General features: G+C 66.9%; 12 protein-coding genes. 4 read left to right on the forward strand and 8 right to left on the reverse strand.

Annotation, left to right across the window (positions count from 1 at the left end; translation table 11 throughout):
- Positions 1-97: 97 nt before the first annotated feature.
- Positions 98-2,257, forward strand: coding sequence for a transketolase family protein (locus tag DR039_RS03175; RefSeq protein WP_111835916.1), 2,160 nt, complete (start codon positions 98-100; stop codon positions 2,255-2,257).
- A gap of 112 nt (positions 2,258-2,369) precedes the next feature.
- Positions 2,370-3,878: a DNA repair protein RadA gene (radA, locus tag DR039_RS03180; protein WP_111835917.1), complete on the forward strand. Its 1,509-nt coding sequence runs from the start codon at positions 2,370-2,372 to the stop codon at positions 3,876-3,878.
- 53 nt (positions 3,879-3,931) lie between these two features.
- Here the strand turns inward: radA and DR039_RS11055 are convergent, their stop codons facing one another.
- The 5 genes from DR039_RS11055 to glpA all read right to left on the reverse strand — a co-directional run bounded on the left by DR039_RS11055 (position 3,932) and on the right by glpA (position 11,428).
- The gene (locus tag DR039_RS11055; RefSeq protein WP_126622317.1) at positions 3,932-5,473 is read right to left on the reverse strand and encodes a hypothetical protein; all 1,542 of its coding nucleotides are present in this window, start codon (positions 5,471-5,473) and stop codon (positions 3,932-3,934) included.
- A gap of 191 nt (positions 5,474-5,664) precedes the next feature.
- Complete coding sequence (locus DR039_RS03195) at positions 5,665-6,675, reverse strand: sugar-binding transcriptional regulator (protein WP_111836026.1); 1,011 nt, start codon at positions 6,673-6,675, stop codon at positions 5,665-5,667.
- 237 nt (positions 6,676-6,912) lie between these two features.
- Positions 6,913-8,259, reverse strand: a complete 1,347-nt coding sequence (locus tag DR039_RS03200; RefSeq protein ID WP_111835920.1) for an anaerobic glycerol-3-phosphate dehydrogenase subunit C — start codon at positions 8,257-8,259, stop codon at positions 6,913-6,915.
- Positions 8,259-9,689, reverse strand: coding sequence for a glycerol-3-phosphate dehydrogenase subunit GlpB (gene glpB / locus DR039_RS03205; protein WP_111835921.1), 1,431 nt, complete (start codon positions 9,687-9,689; stop codon positions 8,259-8,261). Before glpB ends, DR039_RS03200 begins: the two co-directional genes overlap by 1 nt.
- On the reverse strand, positions 9,686-11,428 hold the full coding sequence (glpA, locus tag DR039_RS03210) for an anaerobic glycerol-3-phosphate dehydrogenase subunit GlpA (RefSeq protein ID WP_111835922.1): 1,743 nt from the start codon (positions 11,426-11,428) through the stop codon (positions 9,686-9,688). The genes glpB and glpA overlap by 4 nt, the downstream gene beginning before the upstream one ends.
- A gap of 401 nt (positions 11,429-11,829) precedes the next feature.
- Between glpA and DR039_RS03215 the strand changes: the two genes are divergently transcribed.
- Positions 11,830-12,564, forward strand: a complete 735-nt coding sequence (locus DR039_RS03215) for an MIP/aquaporin family protein (protein WP_111835923.1) — start codon at positions 11,830-11,832, stop codon at positions 12,562-12,564.
- A gap of 84 nt (positions 12,565-12,648) precedes the next feature.
- Complete coding sequence (gene glpK / locus DR039_RS03220) at positions 12,649-14,169, forward strand: glycerol kinase GlpK (RefSeq protein WP_111835924.1); 1,521 nt, start codon at positions 12,649-12,651, stop codon at positions 14,167-14,169.
- 110 nt (positions 14,170-14,279) lie between these two features.
- Here glpK and DR039_RS03225 read toward each other — a convergent pair whose 3' ends face one another.
- The 3 genes from DR039_RS03225 to DR039_RS03235 are packed head-to-tail and all read right to left on the reverse strand — an operon-like array spanning position 14,280 to position 16,478.
- Positions 14,280-14,549 (reverse strand): metal-sensitive transcriptional regulator, encoded by a 270-nt coding sequence (locus DR039_RS03225; protein ID WP_111835925.1) that lies wholly within the window; start codon positions 14,547-14,549, stop codon positions 14,280-14,282.
- 3 nt (positions 14,550-14,552) lie between these two features.
- The gene (locus tag DR039_RS03230) at positions 14,553-16,286 is read right to left on the reverse strand and encodes an FAD-dependent oxidoreductase (RefSeq protein WP_111835926.1); all 1,734 of its coding nucleotides are present in this window, start codon (positions 16,284-16,286) and stop codon (positions 14,553-14,555) included.
- Positions 16,287-16,289: 3 nt separating this feature from the next.
- On the reverse strand, positions 16,290-16,478 hold the full coding sequence (locus DR039_RS03235) for a hypothetical protein (RefSeq protein ID WP_111835927.1): 189 nt from the start codon (positions 16,476-16,478) through the stop codon (positions 16,290-16,292).
- Positions 16,479-16,611: the final 133 nt, after the last annotated feature.

The raw sequence follows: 16,611 nt of genomic DNA on the forward strand, positions 1-16,611 counted from the left end.
TGGGGCGGGGAGCAATCTTGCCGCCCCCTCAGCAGCGAGGCACAATTCGGAGGCACCCACCCCAGGCGGCCCGCAGTGCCGCCGTAAAGGAGACGCTATGCCCACCGAGGCCCTGAAGCTCACGGATCTCGACCTTCAAGCGATTGCTACCGCCAAGGCCCTGACTGCCGACGCCGTCGAGAAGGCTGGCTCGGGCCACCCGGGCGCCGCTATCTCTCTGGCAGCTGTGGCTCATCTGCTCTACCAGCACGAGCTGCGCGTGGATCCGGCGGACCCGGCTTGGCTGGGGCGCGACCGTTTCATCCTGTCTATCGGGCACGCCTCCTTGCTGCAGTACTGTGCGCTGCTTATGGCGGGCTTTGGTCTGGAGCCGGATGACTTCAAGACCCTGCGCCAGTGGGGTTCCCCCCTGCCGGCCCACCCTGAGTACGGTCACACCGCCGGGGTGGAGACGACGACGGGCCCGCTCGGCGCTGGCTTCTCCAACGCCGTAGGCATGGCTATAGCTGCACGCCGCCAGCATGGTCTCCTGGATCCGCAGGCGGCCCCCGGTGAGTCGGTTTTTGACCACTTTGTGTACACGATCTTGGGTGACGGCTGTATGCAGGAGGGCGTGACTGCGGAGGCTGCTTCCCTGGCCGGCACCCAGCAGCTGGGCAACCTGATCGCCATTTACGACGACAACGACATTTCCATTGAGGGCTCCACCAATATTGCCTACACGGCGGACACCAGCGCCGAGTTTGCGGCCTACGGCTGGCAGGTTCTCGACGTCGACTGGCGTCGGGGGCCCGGGGGCTACGCCGAGGATCTGCAGGCTCTGCACGAGGCGTTGGTGGCTGCCCGGGCCGAGACTAAGCGTCCCAGCCTGATTAGGCTGCACACGATCATCGCCTGGCCTTGCCCCACCAAAGCTGGTAGCGCTGCTTCTCATGGTGCCAAGCTGGGTGCGGAGGAGGTCGCAGGGCTTAAACGCGAGCTGGGTTTGGATCCGGAGCAGAGCTTCGCGGTGCCCGAGGGCTTGCTGGCCGCCCAGCGGAGCCACGCCGCTGAGCGCGCTGCTGTTCTCCGGGCGGACTGGGATGCCCGTTTTGCGGCCTGGCGCAGCGCCAATCCTGAGCGGGCCACCTTGCTGGAGCGCCTGCGGGCCGGGGAGCTGCCCGAGGGCTTCGACGCGGCCCTGCCGACTTTTGAATTGGGTACGAGCCTGGCAACCCGCTCGGTCTCCGGCAAAACCCTGGCTGCTTTGGCTCCCGTTATGCCTGAACTGTGGGGTGGTTCCGCAGATCTGGGCGGTTCCAACAACACCACTATGGCGGGGGAGCCTTCTTTCCTGCCCACTGAGTTGGCGCAGCGGGAGGGTGATGGCCCCTACGGGCGGACTCTCCACTTTGGGGTGCGCGAGCACGCGATGGGTTCGATCCTCAACGGCATCGCCCTGGAGGGCCTGACTCGCCCCTACGGCGGAACTTTCTTGGTGTTCGCGGACTATATGCGCGCGCCTGTGCGCTTGGCGGCGCTGATGCGAGTGCCTTCTATCTTTGTGTGGTCGCATGACTCGATTGGTGTGGGTGAGGACGGCCCCACCCACCAGCCGGTGGAGCATTTGGCCAGTCTGCGGGCTATCCCGGGGCTGGATGTGGTGCGCCCCGGTGACGCCAATGAGACGGTGGCTGCCTGGGCAGAGGTGCTGCGGCGTCGCGGTGGCCCAGCGGGCATGATCCTGACGCGCCAAAACCTGCCAGTGGTGGTGGAGCCTGCCGCCGCGCGCGCGGGCGTGCACAAGGGGGCCTATGTGGTGGCTGAGGCCACGGGGGGCGACGGCGTAGGCGCCGTGGAAGGCACGGTTGCAGGTGCAGCTGGCGGCCCGGCGGGCGCTGGCCTGCCGGGTGCTAGCGTGCCGCGCCTGGTGCTGGTGGCTACTGGCTCTGAGTTGGCTGTGGCCTTGGGGGCGCGCGAGCTTCTGCAGGCCCAGGGGGTGCCCACGCGCGTGGTCTCTGCCCCTTGCTTGGAGTGGTTCGCTGAGCAGGATGAGGCCTACCGCGCCGCTGTGTTGCCGCGTGAGGCTGTAAAGGTCAGTGTGGAGGCGGGCATCGGCCTGGGTTGGCGTGAATACGTGGGCGACGACGGCGCCATCGTGTCCCTGGATCACTTTGGGGCTTCGGCGCCTGCTGCGGAGCTCTTTGAGCGCTACGGTTTCACGGCTGAAAAGGTGGCGAGCGTGGCGCAGGCGGCATTGGAGGCCGCTGGGCGCTGACCCACAGGCGTGGGACGGGTGCGGCCTGCGGCAGGGCAGCGTTCTGGCGGCTTAGCAAATGTCTGTGCGGTGTGCCGGGATTCGTGTCAGTGGTCTGAAATAGCTTGGGGGCATGTCTCCAGCAGTAAGCCCCACCCGCACCTCAGCTAGTACCGGCCCCGGCAGCAGGCCTGGCAGCAGATCTGGGTCTGGCGGCAAGCCCGGCGGCAGAGCCGCTAGGGCCCGGCTCAGTTATCTGTGCTCAGAGTGCGGCTGGTCCAGCCCCAAATGGCTTGGCCAGTGCCGTGAGTGCAAGGAGTGGGGCACCTTGGAGGAGTTCCACGAGCCCGGCGCGGCTGCCACCGCAGCTGCCGACGGCGCCGCCTTGGCCCAGGCCACCACGGTGCGACCGCTGGCGGCGGCGCTCCCGATTGGGCAGGTCAGTGCGGAGGCAGCGCAGGCGCGTTCCACCGGCGTCGGTGAGCTGGACCGGGTGCTCGGTGGAGGCATCGTGCCTGGGGCGGTGGTGCTGTTAGCTGGGGAGCCTGGGGTCGGCAAGTCCACGCTGTTGCTGGATGTAGCTGCCAAAGCTGCGGCGGTTTCTCACCAGCAAGAGGTCGGGCCGGTGCTGTATGTGACCGGGGAGGAGTCCGCCAGCCAGGTGCGGCTGCGGGCAGAGCGTATCGGCGCCATTGACCCGGCTCTCTTGCTCGCCGCTGAGACTGAGCTGGGGGTGCTGTTGGGTCATGTGGAGGCTGCTAATCCCTCTTTGCTGGTGGTGGACTCAGTGCAGACCATTGCCTCCGCTCAGGTAGAGGGCAGTGCCGGGGGTGTCACGCAGGTGCGGGCAGTGACCTCAGCCCTGATTGCGGTGGCCAAGGCCCGCAGTATCCCGGTGTTATTGGTGGGGCATGTGACTAAGGACGGCGGGATTGCGGGCCCCCGGGTGCTGGAGCATCTGGTGGATGTGGTCTGCCAATTTGAGGGGGATCGTCATGCTCGCCTGAGGCTGCTGCGCGCGGTGAAGAATCGCTACGGGCCCACTGATGAGGTTGGCTGCTTTGACCTAGGTGAGCGCGGCATTGTGGGCCTGGCTGATCCCTCGGGCCTGTTCCTGTCTGCTGCCCGCAGTGAGGTGCCTGGCACCTGCGCCACCGTCACTTTGGAGGGGCGGCGCCCTATGCCGGTGGAGGTGCAGGCGCTTGTTGCCACCACGGGCGCAGCTTCGCCGCGGCGTACCACCTCGGGGGTGGATCACTCGCGAGTGGCTATGTCTTTGGCGGTGTTGGCTGCACGCTTGCGTGTGAATACCTCGACGGCGGATGTGTATGTCTCTACGGTTGGCGGGGCCCGGGCGGTGGAGCCTGCCACGGATTTGGCGGTGGCTATTGCGGTGGTTAGTGCTGCCCGGAACCTACCTACTCCCCCAGGCTTGGTGGCTTTTGGGGAGGTCGGGTTGACCGGGGAGGTGCGGGCCACGGTGGGTATTCAGCGGCGGCTGGCGGAGGCGGCGCGGCTGGGTTTTGACCGAGCGATCGTGCCGCTGGCAGGCAGTAAGGAATTGCGTCCGGTTAAAGGCATGACCTTCCTGCCGGTCAGTCACGTGGGTGAGGCGATGGGCGCCGCCCTGCCCCGGGGGTAACTCCGTGGTCAAGGCGCCAGCCGCCTCAGGTGCTGCGCTGCCACGCGCTGGCTTCAGCGGACCACGAAGACCTTATCCCCCAGCAGGTCGGCACCGTCCAGGCTCATGCTCAGGTGGTAGGTGCCGGCGGTGGAGACGGTCGCTTTATCCGCTGCACAGTCGGAGGCTGCGGTCTTTCCATCCCATTTCATGGATACCGTGGTGTCCGCAGCTAAGCCTGCTGCCGCCGGGGTCTTTGAAGCTCCCGGGTCCACTTTGGCCGTATCCGTGCCTGGCAGCAGGAGCACCCCACCCGGGTCACCTGCCGGGCAGGTTTTGGAGTCCCACACGGTCTGACCGCCAGTGGTCACCAGCATGTTCAAGGAGGCCTTGGAAGTATCCAGCAGGCACGCCTCACTGCCCCGGTTTCTCAGTTCCAAGCTCACCGTCAAACCCGCCCCAGCAGAAACCGTGTCCGGCATAGTGGCTTTAACGTCCAGATTCTCCAGCTTGCAGTTGGAGGGGGCTGGATAAACGGTCTTTTGCGCTAAAGCAGCCGCCTCTGCGTTCTGCTGGTGAATCTGTTCCCGCAGCGCCTTGGTGCCTTCAATGAGTCCCGCAATCAGGCCGACCGCCACTAGCACCACCAGCACTGCAATCCCGGCATGCTTGAGATAGCGCTTCTCCTGCGCGGAGAGGACCCGCCGTGGACGTGCCGCTAAGCCCCGCTGCGACTGCCCGGGGCGGTGCTGCGGCGCTGGCCTGGCGCTCTGGGCTTGACGGCGCCCCCCACCGCCGGCAGATCTGGCTCGCTCATCACCTAGACGGGCCTGCGCCGTCGATCGGGGCTGGCGAGCCCCAGTTTGCGAAGCTCCGGCGCCCCGGCGCACCTGCCCCCGACCACCGCGGGCAGCACCTGCCTGGCTTTGAGCTGAAGTGCCGCGGCCACGAGCTCCGGCGGAAGCTGCGCCCGAGGCACCTCCGGCCTGCGCCCGAGCCCCCGGGGAGCCCGCAGCTGGCCTGCCTGCGGCCCGCTGTCCTGCAGCCCCAGCCCCGCGCTGCTCTGCCGCGCCAGTTCGGCGCTGAGCTGCTGAGGCACCGCTAGACGTTCCTCCGGCTGCGCCCCGAGCCGCGCCATTCCTTGAGTTGACCCGGGTACCGCCCGGCCTTTGCTGAGGGCCCGCTGCCGTAGGCTCACCAGCTCTGGTACCAGCCGCCCCTGCCCGAGCACCGCTGGCGGCGGGCCGAACCTGCTTGCCCTTAACGATGCGAGTAGTACCGGAGCGCGCTGGAGTTTTAGGTGCTGCGCCGCTGCGCGGCTGACTTCCACCAGCAACGGTGCCACCTGCACCCCTGCTCGGACCCTGAGCTGCGGTCTTTGGAGCGGCCTGCGCAGTCCCCTTAGCGGCCCCCTTCGCGGCAGCTTTCGGCTTAATTCTGCCGATCAGTCCACGGCTCCGACCGGCAGCGGCCACACGTTCCAAGCGAGAGGGACCGGAGGTCTCCGGCTCGCCAGCGGCGCGGGCTGCAGCCTTGCGGGCTCGGGCTTGTTGGGCGCCACGCTGGATAGGGACCCAGTCGGGCCCCCTGCCCTGCCTCCCACTGCCCGCTGCCATGCTCTGCACTGTACCGGCCCGTGCTGGCCCCACCCGGGAGGCACGGCCCAGGACAAATGCACAGATCCATCACCGCGACTTCCACCGCTCCCCCGCTGGCCGCCCCACCAGCAGCGCCCGACCTAGCGCCGGGTCTCCAGGCCCCTACCTGCACCACCAGGTGGCCCCACCACCGCTTATCTGGCGCGGTCTCAACGGCTGCGGCGGGTCCGCCCCTGGCGATAATCGGGCAGCGCAATAATCGCCCGCGCCGTCGCCTCATCCACCACCAGGTCGGTAGCCACCCGGGCGCGCAAAGCTGCCAGCAGCGCCCGAGCCTTGCCAGTGCCGGCCACCACGCAGAGACGCCGGGGCACTTTGGCTAGCTGCTCAGGCGTGGGCCCGGTGGCGCGCCGGTTCAAAGGAATATCCCGCCAGGAACCGTCCGCCCGCAGCATCACGGTGCAAACGTCACCCACCACATCCTCATGCTGCAGCAGTAGCCGATCTGCGTCAGTCAAATGCCCTCCGGCGTAGACCTGACTGGGCAGGGTGGCGCCGTGGACTCGGCCTGGCACGGGCGCCGTCCCCACCCCAAAGACCGCCAAATCCGCCTTCTGGGCCAGCATCAGCACGCGGCGCACGGAGCGTTCTGACCACATGGCCTCCCGGGTTGAGGCGTGGTCGAAGAAAGCTGGCACCGGGAAAGCCACGGTGCGTGCACCCAGCCGCTCATGGAAAGCAGCCAATACCTCTCCGGCGCTAGGGCCGACGCCGTCGGGATCTGAAGCACCGTTGAGCTGGACTACGGTTAGGCCGGGCACGGCATTTGCTGGCAGGGCGGCGCAGACTTCGCTCATGGTGGTGCCCCAGGCGGTGCCAATCACCCCGTCGGTGGGAGCCAATTCGATCAGTCTGCGGGCGGCTACCGCTGCCACCTGTTCCAGGCGGTGAATCTCTGTGGTGCCCTCCCGCACCGGCACGATGCGCACATCCACGCCAAAGGCTTCGCGCAGCTCAGACTCTAAGCTGCCGCGCCCGCCAGGCTCAGCCAGGGTGATGCGAACGATGCCTTCCTCGCGGGCACGAGCCAACAGTCGAGAGACGGTGGAGCGAGACGTCCCAAGGTGACGGGCAATGACCTCCATGGTCTCGCCTTGGACGTAGTACATGGAGGCAGCCTCGTAGCACTGCGCGCGGTTCCTGGGTGGCTCAACAGGCATCACACCCACCCCCTATGCTTTGCACGTCTGTTCAGGACTGCTGACCATGATCGCATATAGGTGGTGGAGCGGACACACTTTCCCGGAAAGCCTGCGTGCCCGCCGCAGCCGTTCCCACAGCACGCAGGTGCAAACTGGCGCAGCAAACCGCTGGGACGACGCGCCACAGCAGCCTGCCGCAAAGGCAAGCGCTCGGACCGCACGGCCCCCCCCGCAAGCGCGCGGCCCCGCAGTCGCTCAGTCCTCCTCCAGGCCCGGCAGACGGGACAGGCCATAGCCAGCGTGAATCACCCAGATGGGGTGGACGGTGCGCACCCCAGAAGACTTCTGGATCTGCCAACGGCAGGTCTCGGTGTCACAGACAGCCAAGGCCGGGTTGACCTCACGCACCAGCTCAAACAGAGGCTCCCCCACTGCCTGCGCCACCTGGTACTTCTCCTTCTTGAGCCCATAGGTGCCAGCCATACCGCAGCAGGCCTTGCCGGATTCCACCACCTGGAATCCTGGCACCAGCTCCATGACCTCGATGGCGGGCAGCCCCATGTTCTGCCCGCGCAGCTGGCAGGGTGGGTGATAGGCCACGGTCGCCTCGATGCGCCGGAAGGTATGCGGCAGCTGCCCAGCCTCGTCCAAGTCCCGCAGCAGTTCCGAAAGTTCGACGGTGCGTGCGGACACGTCCGCCAGCGCCTCCGCCTCCACGCCCATGATCTCGTGCGCCTCATGCTTGAGCATTCCGGCGCAGGAGCCTGCCGAAGAGACAATCGTCAGGTCTTTGCCCGCCGCGCGCAGCTGTTCGCACAGGCGCACCACCGAGGCGCTAGCTTGCCCGTACAGGCCATTAGATTGGGCGGCTAGCCCGCAGCAGCCCTGCGGCGGCACCACGACGTCGTAGCCAATATGCTCCAGCACCTCAATGGCGCGCTTGGAGGTCTCCACCTCGAAGTAGCCGCCAGCGCAGCCGTGGAAGAAGACAATTGGGCCGCGTGATCCCGCGGGCACGGCGGTGTCAGTGAGCTTGCGGCGGTGCTTAAGCCAGTGGCACAGGGAGTGGCGCTCGGCTTTGGGCATGGGGGCATCGCGGTGCACGCCGATGGTTTTCTCCATGGCTACCCGCACGAGCCGGTTGTCCAGGGCGGCGTTAGCAATGGGCGCCACCGGGGTCATAGCTTTGCCCATAAGGGTGGTCTGGGTAATCATGCGGTCGCGCAGGGGCACGGCGCCGGTCTGGGCGCGCATGACGGCACGGGCCTGGTTGTTGAGCTCAGCCACCTTGACGCCCTGGGGGCATACCCGGGTGCAAGTGCCGCAGGAGGAGCAGTAGTCGATGGAGTGGTCCACGGTGGCGCCGTTGCGGTAGCGCTCCGCCTGGGGGCCCACAAATTTGGGGCCGGGGAAGAGTTCTGTGACGGCCATAACCGGGCACATGGTCTCGCAGATGGTGCACTTAATGCAGCAGTCCAGGCTGGCGCGGGCTAGGTTGTGCCCGGCGGTCTCCAGGGCGGCGGAGCCGGAGCGCACCTCGCGGCCACCGGCGCCGGGAAGAGGCAGGTCCCAGCGCTTGGCCAGGGTGTCCAGGTTGAACATCAGTGCTCCTCGTTGTGCTCTAGTGCGGGCGCGGGGGCCGAGTTGGCGGTGGACTGGTGCTCCTGGCCCAGAGAGGCCAGGACGGCGTCAGCGGCGGCATGGGCTGAGCCCAGGGCGATGCCCTCGCCGGACATTTCAGCCCAGCGGACCGCCCCGGCCAGAACACTTCCGGCGGCGTACACGCCTTCCATGGCGGGCTCCCCATCAGCTCCCAGGGGCCGCATCTGCTGGTCTACCGCCACGCCCACCCGGAAAATCCCCTGAGGCATGCCCCAGTAGTCGCGGTGGATCAGACGGCGCAGGTTCTCGGCCCCCTCGGGGACCACTCCGGCCAGCGGCAGGCCGAGAATCGTCTCCGTGACATTCCCGTAGGAGTCCATGGCTAGTGCCCCGGACTCGAAGCCCCCGGCCGCTAGCACAAAGGCTGCCGCACGGTGCTCTCGGGGGCGCCCGGAGGCGGCACTGGTGACAGCCACCAGCCGCCCGTGCTCCACCCGACTGGAGACCACCCGCCCACCCATCACTACGCGCACGCGCTCGGTCATAGCCAGCTGCTCTAGGCGGTGCTCTAGGCGCAGGCCGGGAACGGAGGGCGGCACCAGGGGAATCTCCCCGACGGGCGTCCCCAGGCGCTCCTCCAGCTCTCGCTGGACGCCAGGCTGCTCCAGACCAAGCACGGCGGGCAGCAACACCGTCTCTCCGGGGCGTACTTGCCCGTCCAGCAGGCGGAGCAGTTGCTCCCGGCCGGCAGCGGTGTCCAGGGCGCGGGCGTGGCCGACGGCATTGGTATCCGCCTCACCGGGGCGGGCCTCAAAGTCAATGGTTAGGGCTCGGGCCTGTACGCGCCCCCCGCCTGGCAGTTCGCTGCGGTTGAGGTTCCCGGCCACCAGTTGGGCGGTCAGGTCTTTGAGGCGGGATAGCCCCACCACCAGGTATTGCCCGCCGTCGCGCAGTGCGGAGGCAGCCATGGAGGGCTGAAGCACCAGGCTGGGGCGGATTGCGCCAACGGCAGTGGGCAGCCACTTGTTGGCGGGGCCCTCCGCGCTGGTGAGGCCCTCGGCCACTGTCGGGGCGGGCAGCAGCTCGGGGCCTACCAGCTCGCACAGTCCGGTGATTCCGGCGGCCGTGTGCTCGACGCCGATGCGGTGGTAGGGGTGCCCCTCAGGCAGCAGGCTGCCATCAGCGATGGTGGCGTAGGGGTGGGTTACTGCGCGCCGTTCCCAGCGCTCAGCCTCGGTGGCATCTGCTCCCGGCCCAGTGGGGCCAGCGGCGCCGCCTAGGCGTCCAAGTACGTCCAGGTTTCCGGTGGACAGAGGCAGTCCGCCCACGCCTTTGCTGACCAGGGTGACGCTGGCCCCGGCCCGCCGCAGGCGCAGGGCGGCAGCGTAGCCGGCAATTCCGGCCCCAATGACGACGACGTCGCTGCTCATGCGCGAACCTCCTGCGTCTCAACAACCTTCACTAGGGCTGGCAGTCCGCTTTCTGCGGCTACCACCGGTGGACCGGCCAGTGCCTGTGTGGCTAGTTCCAATTCTTCGGGCAGGGCCACGCCGTCCTCCACGCCCTCGATGGAGGTGGCCACGGGGGCTGGCAGGGTGGCGGCGACGGGCAGGTCCTGTACGGCGAGGGTGCCTTGCAGCATCCAGAAGTCCAGCGCCGCCTCGCGCAGCTGCTGGCCTTGCAGCACCGGCCAGATGCCTAGCCAACGGTGGCGCAGGAAGCTGCGCAGCATCTCGGTGGCGCCTGCGGAGTCTTGCCGCTCGCAAGAGGTGTGCAGCCCGGCCACCCGGGCGGCACAGAATCCGCCTTGGCAGGGGCCCATGCCGATGCGCAGCTGGCGGCGCAGGTCATCGAAGGAGGCGTCCGGCTGCTCCTCCATAAGCGCGGTGATGGCTTTGCGGGGCACCAGTTCGCATTCGCAGATGGTCTGCTCTTCCCCACGCTTGGCCTCAGCAGCGGCGAGGCGCTTGGTGAGCACATAGTTGCGCCCCTCTTTGGAGCCGGGGACGGACTCGGTTTCCGTCAGGCAGGGGGTGGTTACTCCCAGTTCAGCGCAGGCGGCGTCCACGGCCTTCTTAGCCATAAGGCGGTAGGTGGTGAGCTTGCCGCCAGCCACGGTGAGCATGCCGGCGACGCCGTCGGCCTGTTTGTGGCTGATGACGGTCATGCCGCGGCTCATATTGCGGGTGTCGTCGCCGGCGACGCTCTTGTCCAGCACGAGCGGGCGCGCCCCGGCCCAGGCCCGCAGGACGCGGCTGTGCCGGAAGCCGGGGAGCAGCACGTCGCCCTTGTCTAGCATCTGGCCGACTTCTTCACGGGAGATGAGGATTTGATCGGGGTCGGGAACCCGCCGGTCGGTGGTGCCAATCACGCTGATGGTGTGGTTGGGGACGATGATGTCGCCGTCGGCAGGTTTGACGCAGCGGTTGATGACGTGGTTGACCAGCCGGTGGTTGACCGCCACCATGACGCCCGCCCCGGCCACGATCTCCACGCTTTGGGAGCCGATCATCTCTGCGAGCTGGCCGCCCCAGGGCCCGGCGGCGTTGATAACCATGGGGCAGTTAATGGTCAGTTCCTCGCCGGTTTTGACGCCTCTGGCGCGCACCGCCGTGACGTGCCGCTCGTCGCCGTTGCCCTCCACGACGACGTCGGTGACCTTGTGGTAGGTCAGGATGCTTACGCCGTGCTCCTGCGCGGAGCGGGCGGCGCCCCAGACCATCTTCCAGCCGTCTACGGAGGCGTCATTGACGGCGAAGGCCCGTTTGATCCCCGGGTTGAGGCGCGGCTCCATGCGCAGGGCTTCAGCAATGCTGATTTCCTCGCAGGCCACTCCCGCATCGCCGGCTCCGGCCAGGAAACGGTCGGAGAAGTCCAGGTCATCCTCGGGGGTGACCACAAAGAGCCCGCCGGTGCGCTCGATGGCATCGGCGTGGATGCGGCTCATGATGAGGTTTTCTTCAGCGCATTCGCGGGCCGAGATGGGGTCGGAGACCACGTAGCGGCCGCCTGAGTGCAGCAGCCCGTGGAAGCGGCCAGAGGTGCCTTGGGCTAGGTCGGCTCGCTCAAGCAGCACCACTTTTAGGCCGCGCATAGCCGCATCGCGGGCGGCGCCGACGCCGGTAGCTCCACCACCGACCACCACTAGATCAGCATCCATGGTTTTCAAACCGGACCTCCTGGGTAGCCGCGATGTGGGGAAAGCGGTCGGCGCCTAGTGCTGCGCCTTTGCTGCCTAACAAGAACTACACGCTGTCTGGAAATCGTGCACCCCACTTGGGCAAAGGTTCACACCTGGCGGCAACACCCCGCACTTTTTCCTGACACCCCGAAGGTTTACCGGTGACACCTTCTCGTTATTACAGTATTAAGTCCTGATGTGACACCTGCTCTATTGCGCCACCGCAAGGCCGCAAAGCCACTCGAAATGCCCACTAGAGCAACTTGCATCACGTACTTTCAGGGCTGCCGTCGGACTCCCAGCCGGAACCCACCTCAGGTCAAGCAGGGACCAGCCCTCGGCACCCCCACGAGCATCACGCACAAAGGCGTGTAGAAAGTGAGCTTGTAATGAGCCTGACCCAGATCTTCCTGTCTGAGTTCTTCGGAACCTTCATCCTGATCCTCTTTGGTGCCGGCGTATGTGCCGCCGTCACCCTCCCCAAATCCAAGGCGAACGCATCCGGCTGGATCGTCATCACCTTCGGCTGGGGTCTGGCGGTCTTCATGGGCGTCTACGCCGCCTACGCCACCGGTGGCCACCTCAACCCGGCGGTAACCCTGGGGCTCGCAGTAGCAGGGAAGGACCTGGCCAGCGGGGTACCCGCCACCGCCACCAACGTGCTGGTCTACTGCATTGCCCAGATGCTGGGCGCGATCCTGGGAGCCGTCGGCGCCTGGCTGGCATACAAGAAGCACTTCGACGAGGAAGCCCCTGCCGCCTCCAAGCTCGGCTGCTTTGCCACCGGCCCGGCCATCCGCTCCTACGGTTGGAACGTAGTAACTGAGGCCATCGGCACCTTCGCCCTGATCGCCTGGGTGCTTTACAACGGCAAGTCCCCCTCCCAGATCGGCCCGCTGGCGGTCGCCTTCGTAATCGTCGCCATCGGTCTGTCCCTGGGTGGCCCCACCGGCTACGCCATTAACCCGGCCCGTGACCTCGGTCCCCGCATTGCCCACGCCTTCCTCCCCATCAAGGGCAAGGGCGAGTCGGACTGGGGCTACGCCTGGGTGCCGGTGGTGGGCCCGCTGGTCGGCGCCGTAATCGCTGGCCTGCTCATCCCGAATATGGCTGGCCTGTACTGAGCAGACCGGCCCAGCCAGAACCATGGCTCGCGTCCAGACCGTGAGCCCCGCTATCCAGCCACAATGATGTGAAAGGACCCATCCATGTCTGAAAAGCATTACGTCCTGGCAATCGACCAGGGCACCACCTCTTCTCGCGCGATTATTTTCAACCATGCCGGTGAGATCGTCTCCATTGGGCAGAAGGAGTTCACCCAGATCTTCCCCAACCCCGGCTGGGTGGAGCACGACCCGCAGGAGATCTGGGAGTCCGTGCGCTCCGTCGTCGCCGAGGCCCTCCAGAAGGCAGATATCAACCGCCACGCCCTGGCCGCCGTCGGTATCACCAACCAGCGCGAGACCACCGTCGTGTGGGACAAGCACACCGGCGAGCCGGTCTACAACGCGATTGTCTGGCAGGACACCCGTACCGCCCCGATTTGCCGCGAGCTGGAGGGCGAGGTCGGCCCCAACCGCTTCCGCGACATCTGCGGCCTAGGCCTGTCCCCCTACTTCTCCGGCACCAAGATCCGCTGGATTCTGGACAATGTTCCCGGCGCCCGCGAGCGAGCAGAGGCCGGGGACCTGTACTTCGGCAACACGGACTCCTGGGTCTTGTGGAACCTGACCGGTGGTGTCGACGGCGGCGTGCACGCCACGGACGTCACCAACGCTTCGCGCACCATGCTGATGGATATCCGCACGCTGCAGTGGCGGGAGGACGTCTGTGAGGCCTTCGGGGTGCCCATTTCCATGCTGCCGGAAATCAAGTCTTCCTCGGAGGTCTACGGTTACGGCCACAAGAACAGTCTGCTGATCGACACTCCGATCTCCGGCATTCTGGGCGACCAGCAGGCCGCGACCTTCGGGCAGGCCTGTTTTGAGAAGGGCATGGCCAAGAACACTTACGGCACCGGCTGCTTCATGCTGATGAACACCGGCACCGCCCCGGTGTTCTCAGACAACGGCCTGCTCACCACTGTGGCCTACAAGATCGGCGACCAGGCTCCCGTGTACGCCCTGGAGGGCTCGATCGCTGTGGCCGGCTCTCTGGTGCAGTGGCTGCGCGACAACCTGGGCATGATCGTCAAGTCCTCGGATATTGGCGAGTTGGCTGCAACCGTCCAGGACAACGGCGGGGTGTACTTCGTCCCGGCCTTCTCGGGACTGTTCGCCCCCTATTGGCGCGACGACGCCCGTGGCGCCATCGTGGGCCTAACCCGTTACGTCAACAAGGGACATATCGCCCGTGCCGTGGAGGAGTCCACCGCCTTCCAGTCCGCTGAGGTGCTGGACGCGATGAACGCCGACTCCGGTGTGCCGCTCAAGGAGCTCAAGGTCGACGGCGGTATGACGCACGACGATCTGGTCATGCAGTTCCAGGCGGATCTGTGCGGCGTGGACGTGGTGCGGCCTAAGGTCATTGAGACCACCGCCCTGGGTGCGGCCTACGCCGCCGGTATGGCGGTGGGCTTCTGGAAGGGCACTGACGACGTCGTCGCCAACTGGCAGGAGGGGAAGCGCTGGACGCCGTCGATGGACACCGCCGAGCGTGACCGCACCTACCGCCTGTGGAAGAAGGCAGTGACCCGGACCTTCGACTGGGTAGACGAGGACGTGCGCTGAGGCACTAACTGCTGAGGTATATCTCTTCTAAACCTGCGTTTTCGCGCGGGGGCTGCGTTAACACCGCAGCCCCCGCGCGAAAATTTCACTTTGGCGGGCGCCAGCAAACCTTAGGACAGGGCGAGAAACATCTTCTCCAGGCGGCTGACGTCCAAGCTTTGATCCTTCGGTTCCGCAGACAGGCAGGCGCGCATGCCGGTGGCGATCACCGTGAAACCCGCCCGGTCCACAGCCTTAGAAACTGCCGCGATCTGCGTAACCACCTCTTCGCAATCTCGCCCCTCTTCCAACATGCGGATTACGGCGTCGAGTTGCCCGCGGGCGCGCTTGAGGCGCGTGATAGTGGGGCGTAACTCTGCCGGATCAAGGTTGACGGCCACGGCTCAACCCAGCTCTGACTGGCCGGGCTCGGCGCCGACCACACCGGTGCCGTTCACAGCTGACCAGGTGCGGTAGCCGCCGTCGAGATTGCGCACTTGGCGACCCAGCTGGCTGAGCACTCTGGCGGCCACGTGCCCGCGCAAGCCAACCTGGCAGGACACCACCAGGGGGCCTTCGGGGAGCTGGTCTAGGTGTTCCCGCAGGCCGTCCACACTGATATTGACGGCGCCGGGGATGTGCCCGCGCTGGTATTCGGCGGCGCTGCGCACATCCACCACGGTGGCTCCCTGGGCGACGGCGGCGTCGAGTTCATGCCACTGCAAGGTGTCGGTGAGGCCGGAGAGCACATTGTCAGCGATCAGCCCGAGCATATGCACAGGGTCTTTGGCCGCGCCGAAGGACGGTGCGTAGGTGGTCTCCAGGTCGGCTAGGTCGGTGGCGCTCAGGCCGGCACGGATGGCCGTGGAGATGATGTCTATGCGCTTGTCCACGCCAGATTCCCCCAGGCCTTGGGCGCCGAGGATGCGCCCACTGCCCGCTTCCGCCACGAGTTTGAGGCTCATGCCTTTGGCCCCGGGGTAGTAGCCGGCGTGGTCGGCGGGGTGGTTGTGGATGACGACGACGTCAAGGCCGGCGGCGCGGGCGCGGGTTTCAGACCAGCCGGTCATGGCTACCTGCAGTCCCAGCACACCCACGATGGCGGTGGCGATGGTGGGTAGGGCCTGCACGGGGCGGCCCATGATGGAGTCGGCCACTAAGCGACCGTGGCGGTTGGCTACCTGTGCCAGGGGCACCAGGGTTGGGGCGCCGTCGATGGCTCCGGTTTTGACGGCGGCGTCTCCGGCGGCCCAGATATGGGGGTCGGAGCTGCGTTGCTGGGCGTCGACGACGATCCCGCCGCGCTCATTGACTTCCAGCCCGGCGGCGCGGGCGAGTTCGGTGTCGGGGCGCACGCCGACGGCGGCCACCACGATGTCTGCGGGCACGGTAGTGCCGTCAGTGAGCTGAGCTTCGCGCTCGGTGAGTTGGGAAATAGAGGTGGCGGTGCGCACGTCAATGCCGACGCCGGTTAGGCGGGCGGCTACGGGGGCGGCCATCTCTGGGTCTAGTGGCGGCAGGACGTGCTCGGCGAGCTCCACGAGGGTGACGGCTAGGCCGCGGTGGTGGAGGTTCTCGGCCATTTCTAGGCCAATGAAACCGGCCCCTAGGACGACGGCACTGCGGGCGGGGCCGCCGTCGACTCCCCCGGTGGCGACGGCGGCAGCGAGGGCGTCGGCGTCGCGCACGTCGCGCAGGCTCAGGGCCCGCTCAATGCCGGGGATTGGGGGCACGAAGGGCTGGGCGCCGGGGGCGAGGACTAGGGCGTCGTAGGGTAGTTCGGCCTCGGTGGTGGTGCCGTCGGGACTGGTGGTGCGCAGCTGGACGGTGCGGGCGCTGCGGTCGATGGCCAGGGCTTCGGTGCGCACGCGCACGTCCAGGTTGAAGCGGGCAGCCAAGGATTCGGGGGTCTGCAGCAGCAGGTCCTCGCGCTGGGGAATGACCCCACCCACGAAATACGGCAGGCCGCAGTTGGCAAAGGAGACATGCTCGCCGCGCTCCAGGACGGTGATCTGGGCGCGCTCATCCAAGCGACGCAGGCGGGTGGCGGCGCTCATTCCGGCAGCCACGCCACCAATGACGACTACGCGGCGGCTGGGGACGGAGGCCGAGTTGGCTAACTCTGCGGCGGCGGTCATGGCTCAGCGACCTCCGAGCAGGCGGGACAGGAAACCACCGGAGGCTGCGGAGTTAGCATCCACTTTGGGGGCGTTGCGGTCACAGGTGCACCACTGGCCCTTGGGCACGGAGGCTTTGACGCGGTCGACGTGCTGGCCGCAGCCAGCCCAGGTGGTCTTTCCGCATTGCTTGCAGGTGACGGGACGGCACATATGACTCTCCATCTCACAGTTGATGCTGGGTCAGATTGCGGTGCCCGGATAGGCACCTGACCACCCCAAGCTTATACCCCCCGGGGTATATAGGAAGACTTTAGTCCTGAGATGGGTCGTAACCATGGTCACG

Source organism: Actinomyces bovis (assembly GCF_900444995.1).
Lineage (GTDB): Bacteria > Actinomycetota > Actinomycetes > Actinomycetales > Actinomycetaceae > Actinomyces > Actinomyces bovis.